This window comes from Kitasatospora sp. NRRL B-11411 (genome assembly GCF_000721345.1).
In the GTDB taxonomy this organism is placed as follows: Bacteria; Actinomycetota; Actinomycetes; order Streptomycetales; family Streptomycetaceae; genus Kitasatospora; species Kitasatospora cineracea.
Genome location: NZ_JOGH01000298.1, coordinates 1 through 752, shown reverse-complemented (window position 1 = coordinate 752; position 752 = coordinate 1). Strand labels below are relative to the sequence as shown.

Genomic DNA, 752 nt, shown 5'->3' with positions numbered 1-752 from the left:
ACCCCGGTCAGCACGGCCGCCGCCCCCGCCCCGGCGACGCTCCCCCAACCGGCCGACCCCGCGCTGCCGGTGATCCCGCAGCAGCACACCACCTCCCCCGAGAATCCCTGACGCTCCGTCAACTCAACTGCTGCCAAAGGCTTATGGCGCTGTTCTCTCAACAGCAGCCGTCGGCAGCGGAGTTAGTGGGCAGCGGCCACTCGGCGTCGAGGACGCGCTCCCACAGCAGGCTGTCCTGCCAGACCCCGTCCAGCAGGATCGCGGAGTGCGCGACGCCGTACGGGGTGAAGCCGTTGCGGCGCAGGACGTGCTGCGAGGGAAGGTTGTCCAGGTTGGTGGACGCCTCGGCGCGGTGCAGGGCGAGTTCGTCGGCCATCAGCCGGAGGGCGAGGGCGACGGCGCGGCCGGCGTGGCCCCGCGCTGGGCCGTGGTGGCGATCCATTGACATCCTCCCCGGCCTAAAGGCCGGGGATTCCCGCCTGCTCCCACACCGGTTGGGTGGGTCGCTTCGGGTGGGTTCCTGCTTCGCCGCGCGGTGCGGGCACGGGTGCCCGTCTGACCCGCGCTCCACAGGCTGACACCGCCAGTCCGGCGGCCTTGGCGACGTTGACCGCCGCGTTGACGTCCCGGTCCAGGACGGCCCCGCACCCGCCGCACGTCCACATCCGGACGTGCAGGGGCTTGGGGCCGTCCTTGACGCCGCAGTGCGAGCACACCTGGCTGGTGGGCTCGAAGCGGCCGATCCGGACGAA

2 protein-coding genes are annotated in these 752 nt (G+C 72.2%); both read right to left on the bottom strand.

The window, feature by feature from the left end:
* Nucleotides 1-157: 157 nt before the first annotated feature.
* Nucleotides 158-442 (bottom strand): GNAT family N-acetyltransferase, encoded by a 285-nt coding sequence (locus tag IH44_RS42180; RefSeq protein ID WP_232795286.1) that lies wholly within the window; start codon nucleotides 440-442, stop codon nucleotides 158-160.
* Between the two features lie 16 nt (nucleotides 443-458).
* Nucleotides 459-752: zinc ribbon domain-containing protein (locus IH44_RS45065; RefSeq protein ID WP_157852634.1), on the bottom strand; the 294-nt coding region annotated here is incomplete at its 5' end.

Bases quoted from the DNA above. Each gene is read 5' to 3' on its own strand.
- IH44_RS42180 (WP_232795286.1), bottom strand. From the start codon at position 442: ATGGATCGCCACCACGGCCCAGCGCGGGGCCACGCCGGCCGCGCCGTC.